The organism is Streptomyces sp. NPDC056580, from assembly GCF_042793175.1.
GTDB lineage: Bacteria > Actinomycetota > Actinomycetes > Streptomycetales > Streptomycetaceae > Streptomyces.
Genome location: NZ_JBHTVE010000035.1, coordinates 24,323 through 31,131, shown reverse-complemented (window position 1 = coordinate 31,131; position 6,809 = coordinate 24,323). Strand labels below are relative to the sequence as shown.

The following is a 6,809-nucleotide window of genomic DNA, read 5'->3' as shown; positions in this document are numbered from 1 at the left end:
AACGGCCGACTCATCCGTACGGCACCGAGTACGTACAAGCTCCCTCTTCCCGGGGCCTTGACACCCTCAACTGAGCCTTAACTTCGTGGCATTGGATGACCATGCCCCGCTGACAACACCGCGACGGCCGGAGGTGGTTTTCGCCTTCTACGACGACCAGTGTCGCCGTTCCGATGCCGTGATCGCCCGCACGCCGTTGTCGGCACCCCCGCGGGGTCGTCACCGCGATCCCCTGGGGGACGAACTCACCGACCTGCGCGGGATCATCATGCATGTGATTGAAGAGACCGCGCGTCACGCTGGTCATCTGGACATCGTCCGCGAACTCCTTGACGGACGGACAGGACTTGGGCCTCGCTGAGCACCGTCCCGCAGCCACGACCGGTGCCCAGCCTCCACTTCCGATACACGCCCTAGTACTTGAAGACTCCGAGACCGTTCTCGACGAAGGCGTGGACGTCGGTGTACGGATCCCAGAGTGCCGGATCGGGCCCGATGCGCGCCCGGCCGAGCCTCACCGCGTACTGCTTGGCCTGCTCGAACCGGTTCTGGTCTGGTGTGGCCGCAGCGAACTGATTTGGCTTTACGTGCTTCGCCTGCTCGGCGGAGACGGAGCCCCCGCGCCCGCCGTATGTTGCGGCGAACCCAGGCTGCTTCTTCAGCAGCGCCGCCGCACTGTCACAGGCGCCGCCGAACCCGCTCGTGTAGTTCTGGTAGTGGAGCAGTCGCCACAGCTCGAAGCACGGGTGGGAATAGGCGATTTTGACGCCAGCCTTCCGTGCCCGTGCGAAGGCGGTGGCGATGTCCTTGTGCTCGTCACGGTCGAAAAGGCACCATACCTGCGGCCAGTTCCAGTCCTTCTCCTCGTTCAGACCAACACGTCGAGCGCGACTTTCCACCCTGGTCATACACGCGACTGCGTCCTCGACCAGAGGAAGGGGCTTACGTCGTTTGGATGGAGCACTGGAATTCTCGAAGTGGATCTCGAAAGGCCGGCTGGGATCCTTGAGCTCCCCGTGAACCTGTACGAAGTCGATGTATCCGGGCTCGGTTACCTCGCCCTCCGTGAAGACGTACACCTCCCTAGGGCGTACCCGTGCCGACGACCCGCGCGTTCGGCCCAGATCGTCCTTCCCCCGGCCCCGCTCTCTCCCCCTCGCCATCAGCCCTGCTCCTCCTCACTCACCGAATCGGGCAGCAAACGTCTGCCGATCTGCCCCTCTGTCATCCTTGGCACGGCGCCGAAAGCACCTGCGAGATAGGAGTCCGTAAGGTTCTCCTCGCCTCCCGGCCGCACATCACTCAGCGGGTAGAGCTCGGTGGCGCCTCGCTGGTTCTTCTCTGTGAGCCAGATCTGTCCTGGCTCCAGGAGCCGGCCGCCGCGAGGAGTGCTGAGCAGGGAGGGGTCGTGGGAGGTGAATACGAGCTGTGCGGCTCTCTGATTCGACCAGTGGGCTTGGAAGAGGCGTACGACCTCGGCGGCGAAGCGTGGGTGAAGGCTGGCGTCCAGTTCGTCGATGAGCAGCACGGCGCCATCGTCAAGGGCCCGTAGGAGTGGCCCGATGAGCGCAAACCAAGAACGAGTGCCGAAGGACTCGTGTTGCCAGTCGAGCGGTACTGGTCCACTTTCCCCGCCCTCGTGCAGAAGGCGAACTCGCGGGTGTTCCCCGAGCCGGTGCTCGACCACTGCGCCACTGATCCCCAGATCGGCGACACGCAGAAGCCCTTCGATCCGCTCCTTGAAACGATCGTCGAGCAGCTGTTCGGCCGTGTAGCCCTCGCGTTCCTGACGCTCCAGCTCCGGATTGATATCCCAGAGGTTCTGCTTGAACCAGTTGTAGATCTCGGTGAGTTGCGGATGGTTGTCGTTCGCGGCACGGGAGAGCAGGAGTGCGTCCGGACGGGTTGAACGGGTCAGCAGCGCGCGGTCCTGGATGCGCTCGCCCGGGAACGCGAAGACCTCCTGGCGGGTGGCGTCCCGGTCGAGCCAGACCTGCCGACGACCTTTGGGGTAAGAATGCAGCCATTCCGCCTCGACGCGCTCATCGCTCAGCTCGAACCCGTACGTCCAGCGCACCCCATCCGGCATGACGAAATCGACCTCGTAGAAGGTGGTCTCGGCCGCAGCCTTCGGATCGAGGGAGAACGCGTCTCGGGGGATGCCCTGCCGAGACGTCCACTGTGCGTACGAGCCGAGGACCGCCTCCCGCATCTTCTTGAGAGCTGCGATCACATTCGACTTGCCCGAGGCGTTCGCACCGAAGACACCCACGAGCGGATAGACCTGGAGAGTCTTCCCACCCGAGAGCTCTACCGTTCGGGCCGAGTCGGACTCCTCGCCCGACGGCACGACGAAGGACAGTTCCTGTTCGTCGCGCAGCGACCGAACATTCGCCGCACGGAATCTCAGCAGCATGCCGTGCCACTCCCATCGCGCGCAGTTGTACACAGCCATGCTCACATCGGTCGGGCACAGCCTATCCAGACGAGCGCGGAGGCGCCGTCGGGACCGTGAATCCAGTCGGTCGAGCGTCGCTGTCGAGCGCCGTTGTTGGACAACTGGTGCACAGCCCCGCCGGGACTACGGCCGACCAGCCGTTGGCGAACTCGCATTGGAGGTCCGCCCAGCGGCGCTGTTCGGCGGGGATGTGGCTGGGGTAGCCGAGGCGTCTCACGCATTTGACCCAGTTCGGGCTCCGTGAAGCGGTCGGCGTGGTGGGTGCCGAGGAGGGCGTCGAGCCGGAGGAGGGCGCCCAGGGCGGCGGGCTGGTCGTAGTGGAGGTGGGTGCGGGGGAGGTAGCGGTCGAGGTACGCGGTGAGGACCTCAGCGTCGGCGTAGGCGAAGCAGGTCAGGGCGAAGCAGTCGGCGCTGCCTGAGTAGCAGACCTCGCTGGCCAGGAGCAGGTCGCTGTTGCATGCTCGGAACCGTTCGCGGCGGTCGACGCCGATCAGCCAGCCGGCGGTTAGGCGCGAGCTACATTCGTATGCGGGGAGGGCTTCCAGTTCCTCGTCGGTGATGGCGGCGGCGTCATTGATGAGGTGTCGGGTGAAGCGGGTGGTGTGTCACCACCGGGGGCCCAGGAACCGCCCGCCGTTCAGTACGAGGTAGCGGGGGAGGCCCCCGTACGTCCTCGTCACGTAGCTCTCGACGACATGGCCCTAGCCGATTGCCTCGCGGTGCTGGGACGGCATCGGTCAACTCTCCGGGTGAAGGTCGGTGCGGTCGATCCAGGTGGGGGCGACGAAGATGTTGTCGCCGGTGGGGGCTTCGGAGGCTTCCAGCTGGGACCAGGTGCGGGACTCCTCGACCAAGTGCTCCCAGGACGCGGTCCAGTCAAATTCCCAGTCCAGGCCGGGTCCGGATACTCCCTTAGTATGTGCGGCCAGCGTCGACCCGCCAGAACTGGGAGTAGAGGATCACCTGGGCGTGGTCGTCCAGGTGTTGATGATCTCGGTGAAGTGGGCCTGAGGGCCAGCCAGGGGCGTCGTCCGCCCCGGTGGCTCGCAGGCGCGCGGTGAGCGGCGGGACGACGGGGGTACCGGACGCCAAGTTCGGTCGGAGCCCAGCGGATGCCGCCGGGCTCGCTCCATTCGGGCGGGGTCGCCCGTTCCAAGCAGGTGCGGTAGACGCGGTGCAGGGGCTCGCTCCAGTCGGGCGGGGTCGAGCTCCAGGCTCACCAGGGTCATGGCTGCCCATTAGCAGACGGTCAGGTTGTCGCTGTCCAGCAGGCCGAAGAGGGCGGGGCCGCAACGGGGATCGCCCACCTCCTCGAAGACCTCGATGGCGGTCAGCTGACCGAAGCCGGCGAGGGAGGGCAGGCCATTGATGACGGCGGGTATGGCATCGGTGCCGATCCAGATCAGCTTCGCACGGGCGTCGTAGGACTCGGCGGCCTTGCCGTCGAGCTACTGGACGAGTGTCTCGATGTGGGAAGTCATGACGCGGAGTGGTCCCAGCGCCAGAAGGTGGGCAGCCACCAGCAGAGCACCGAGTGGTCGTCGGGCCACGGGACGCGGTCCTCGACCGCCCAGTCCTCGAAGGAGTCCCGTGTCAGGTCGATGGGGCGCCAAGCGGGGTCGAGGGGCTCGCCGTCGGCCGGATCTCGTGCGAGCCGGGCATGGCGTCGAGCACGCGGTGTGCGCAGCAGGGACAGGGGTAGCGGTCGCTCACCTTGACAGTCTCGTTGCAGGGCCGGCTGGTGCGCCATGGATTTCTCGGTCTCGGCACCCCCGGCAGTCCGCAGCCAGCCGCAGGACACCCGTAAACAGCTGTCTGGAGCCAAAGCATGCCAACCGGGAAGTCCCAGGTCAGAGCCCCAAATAGGCCTCCGCCGCGTGTCAGGATCGGCTCGCAGGCATTCCGCTTTAATGCCTAGCGGAGTCAGGAGTCGGCGGACTCCACCGACCCCTTTTTCGCCAACCCGGCCCGCAGCTTCTTCGCAGCAGGTTTCACTTTGTTGTTCCAGAAGGGCTTGACATGAGGAGCGACAAGAAGAGCCGCCGCTACGGCTCCCCCAATTGTCAACCCTTTCCAACTCGGCTGAGAGACGTCGTCATCGCCACTGCTGCTGCAGTCCGACAAAGGTTCGTACGGGGAGGCGTCCTCTTCTTCAGTAAGAGAGTCTCCGCCGTCGAAGCCTCCGGGGCTGGCGTCCATGTCAGCCTTAAGCGCCTCCGCCGTCTCGTCACTCCAGGTGCGCGTTTCCCAGCTAGGGTTGTACTGTGCGTAACCCCCAGTGCCACGCGAGTGGTACTTCTCCTCCGCGTACTGTCGCCCCTTCTCGGTGAGCCCATAGGCGCCGGGGTTTCCGTACAAGTACCCGTGGAGCTTCAGGAGTTCATTCATTTCGCGAGCCGTTCGGCCAAACTCCCAGCCCAGCACCCGTGCTGATTTCCCCATGGAGCACAGTCCCCCTCTTCCGCTTAGCCAGTAGTCTGCACGCGGAGTGCATCCTATCCAGCGACACCGAAAGACTCCTCCCAGCGAGTGCAATCGCAAAGTTAGCGCAGCCCGGAAGCGTCACGGGAACACGGACCGCATGAGGGAATGACCGCATCGTGCGCGCCAGCACAGCCGATCTGAGGACGAAGCCGCACCGGAGCGCTACGGTGCGGCTTCGTCGCCTCACTATTCCGCGCAGTGGTCTCGCAGGGCGAACACCGGCGCCTCGCCGTATCACCCGCCTACCACACAGCCATCACCAACTGGACGGTCGCTCCCGGACCAGGAAGCCCTGACCTGCTGTTCCATGCCCGCGTTGGACTGGCGCAGACGCCCCTGGACGGTCTCTACAACCTGTGCCATGTGGTACCGCGGCGCTAGAACCACGTACCACTCATCAAGATCCGGACCCGGTGCGGACCGAATCAGGCTGGCACTCGACGATTCCGCTCTTCATCGCAGGTCAGGAGCGAGGTCAGGCGTGTACCACCAGCAGACGAAGAACTCGCCGGTACGTCGGCCCGCCGCATTCGCGGCCTCGTCGGCAGCAGCCGCGGCTCCTCGGCTTCCTCGTTGAAGGGCCGCCTCGTAAGCCGCGTCGGCCTCCGCCACCGCTTCCTGGGTCGCGAGCAGCTGACGTAGCGCGGCCGCGCGCCGCCCGTCCCGGATCTGCTGCGCCACCTGCGGCGCAGTGAAGGCCACCCACGCCGGATCAACGTCCGGGCCGCAGGCGTGTTCGCACGCCAAGGCGAAGAGGGCACGGGTGTCCGCCTCGCACTGCTGGGTGAGCTCCGCGACTGCGGCTGCGTCCAGGAGGTCGGCTCGTACAGCGACCACCAGGCCGACTGCGTCGCGCACCACCGCGTCGGAACGCCGCCGGTAGGAGCAGACCGGGCACAGGCCGGCGGATTCGGGAAGCCGGCAGTCCGTGCACGGCGCTTGCTTGCGGCCCAGCTCCGCGTCCTCCTCGAGGGCGCGGCGTCGCGCGAGCGCTCGATGCCGTTGCTCAACCTCCCGCTCGGCCCGGGCGCGGCGGATCTGGGCACGCTGCGCCTCGAGGGCGATTTCCTCGCGCAGGCGCCGCTCTGTCTCGGCCCGGCGCGCGGCTGGATCGGCGCGCGGCATCTCGGACTCGACCGCCGCCGTGACCCGGGTCCGCAAAGCGCACCGTGTGTGCACGATGGTTGCGCAGGTCGGGCAGTCAGCGCCGGTGCCCAGGCGGATGCCGTCGTCACACCTCTTGTCGGGGCAGACACGGCGCTGGACCAGGCCTCGACCGAGCAGCCAGCCCATCGGACCTCGCCCGCCCGGCTGACGGGCCCCTCCTGGCTCCCCGGGCAGCCGCCAGGGCTCTCGCCAGCATGGGCTTGCGGGTGTCAGGCTTGCGGGAGCCGATCGAGGAAGCCGAGGACCGCGGTGATCCGGCGATCCTCGGTCAGGGTGACCACGTCCGAGCCGACGACCGGCGCCGAGCCATCGGTGGTGGACACCAGCTCCCGGCAAAAGCGGGCCACGTGGTGGCCGTCCACGTCTCCGGCCAGCCTGAACTCGAAGCCAGGGAACTGCTCGTGGGCCGCCTGGATGACCGCGGTGATCTGCTCGTGGCCGCGGCCAGCGGGTCGGTGTAGGCGCCGTCCTCTGACCACGCGGCGGCGACCGCCTTAGCGAGCGTGTCAGCGTCGGTGGCGTTCCACGCCTCGAAAAAGCGGGCGACGACGGCAGCGTAGTTCGACATGGCGGGACTCCCGTTCCAGGTGAAGCGGCCTGTCCTTCAGAGCATTCGGGCCGGGTCATGGCCCGGAGTGCGCCGGCCTAAACCTGATAGCTTCACCATGCCGCCTCCAGCGCGGCCACGCGATTACCGCCC

Annotated in this window: 7 protein-coding genes and 1 pseudogene; 1 reads left to right on the top strand and 7 read right to left on the bottom strand. The window is 66.7% G+C overall.

Going from position 1 to position 6,809, the window contains the following annotated elements; translation table 11 throughout:
- Positions 1-85 precede the first annotated feature (85 nt).
- Positions 86-361, top strand: coding sequence for a DUF664 domain-containing protein (locus ACFQ9Z_RS38640; protein WP_383031509.1), 276 nt, complete (start codon positions 86-88; stop codon positions 359-361).
- A gap of 52 nt (positions 362-413) precedes the next feature.
- On the opposite strand, the gene ACFQ9Z_RS38635 is transcribed toward ACFQ9Z_RS38640, so the two are convergent.
- The 7 genes and pseudogenes from ACFQ9Z_RS38635 to ACFQ9Z_RS38605 all read right to left on the bottom strand — a co-directional run bounded on the left by ACFQ9Z_RS38635 (position 414) and on the right by ACFQ9Z_RS38605 (position 6,677).
- Complete coding sequence (locus tag ACFQ9Z_RS38635) at positions 414-1,079, bottom strand: RloB family protein (RefSeq protein ID WP_383031505.1); 666 nt, start codon at positions 1,077-1,079, stop codon at positions 414-416.
- 83 nt (positions 1,080-1,162) lie between these two features.
- Complete coding sequence (locus ACFQ9Z_RS38630) at positions 1,163-2,416, bottom strand: ATP/GTP-binding protein (RefSeq protein WP_383031502.1); 1,254 nt, start codon at positions 2,414-2,416, stop codon at positions 1,163-1,165.
- Between the two features lie 41 nt (positions 2,417-2,457).
- Positions 2,458-3,003: a DUF6000 family protein gene (locus ACFQ9Z_RS38625; protein ID WP_383031517.1), complete on the bottom strand. Its 546-nt coding sequence runs from the start codon at positions 3,001-3,003 to the stop codon at positions 2,458-2,460.
- A gap of 932 nt (positions 3,004-3,935) precedes the next feature.
- Positions 3,936-4,208 carry a hypothetical protein gene (locus ACFQ9Z_RS38620; RefSeq protein ID WP_383031499.1) on the bottom strand — a complete coding sequence of 91 codons (273 nt, stop codon included), beginning with the start codon at positions 4,206-4,208 and terminating at the stop codon, positions 3,936-3,938.
- Positions 4,209-4,381: 173 nt separating this feature from the next.
- Positions 4,382-4,846 carry a hypothetical protein gene (locus tag ACFQ9Z_RS38615; protein ID WP_383031497.1) on the bottom strand — a complete coding sequence of 155 codons (465 nt, stop codon included), beginning with the start codon at positions 4,844-4,846 and terminating at the stop codon, positions 4,382-4,384.
- A 549-nt stretch (positions 4,847-5,395) separates the two neighbouring features.
- A complete protein-coding gene (locus ACFQ9Z_RS38610) occupies positions 5,396-6,235 on the bottom strand; it encodes a hypothetical protein (protein WP_383031494.1) in 840 nt (279 codons plus the stop codon).
- A gap of 83 nt (positions 6,236-6,318) precedes the next feature.
- Positions 6,319-6,677, bottom strand: a pseudogene (locus tag ACFQ9Z_RS38605) (nuclear transport factor 2 family protein).
- Between the last annotated feature and the right edge of the window lie 132 nt (positions 6,678-6,809).

What these genes read in the sequence shown, in the direction of transcription:
- ACFQ9Z_RS38620 (WP_383031499.1), bottom strand. Translation starts at nt 4,208, where the DNA reads ATGGCGCACCAGCCGGCCCTGCAACGAGACTGTCAAGGTGAGCGACCG.
- ACFQ9Z_RS38630 (WP_383031502.1), bottom strand. Translation starts at nt 2,416, where the DNA reads ATGCTGCTGAGATTCCGTGCGGCGAATGTTCGGTCGCTGCGCGACGAA.
- ACFQ9Z_RS38615 (WP_383031497.1), bottom strand. Translation starts at nt 4,846, where the DNA reads ATGAATGAACTCCTGAAGCTCCACGGGTACTTGTACGGAAACCCCGGC.
- ACFQ9Z_RS38610 (WP_383031494.1), bottom strand. Translation starts at nt 6,235, where the DNA reads ATGGGCTGGCTGCTCGGTCGAGGCCTGGTCCAGCGCCGTGTCTGCCCC.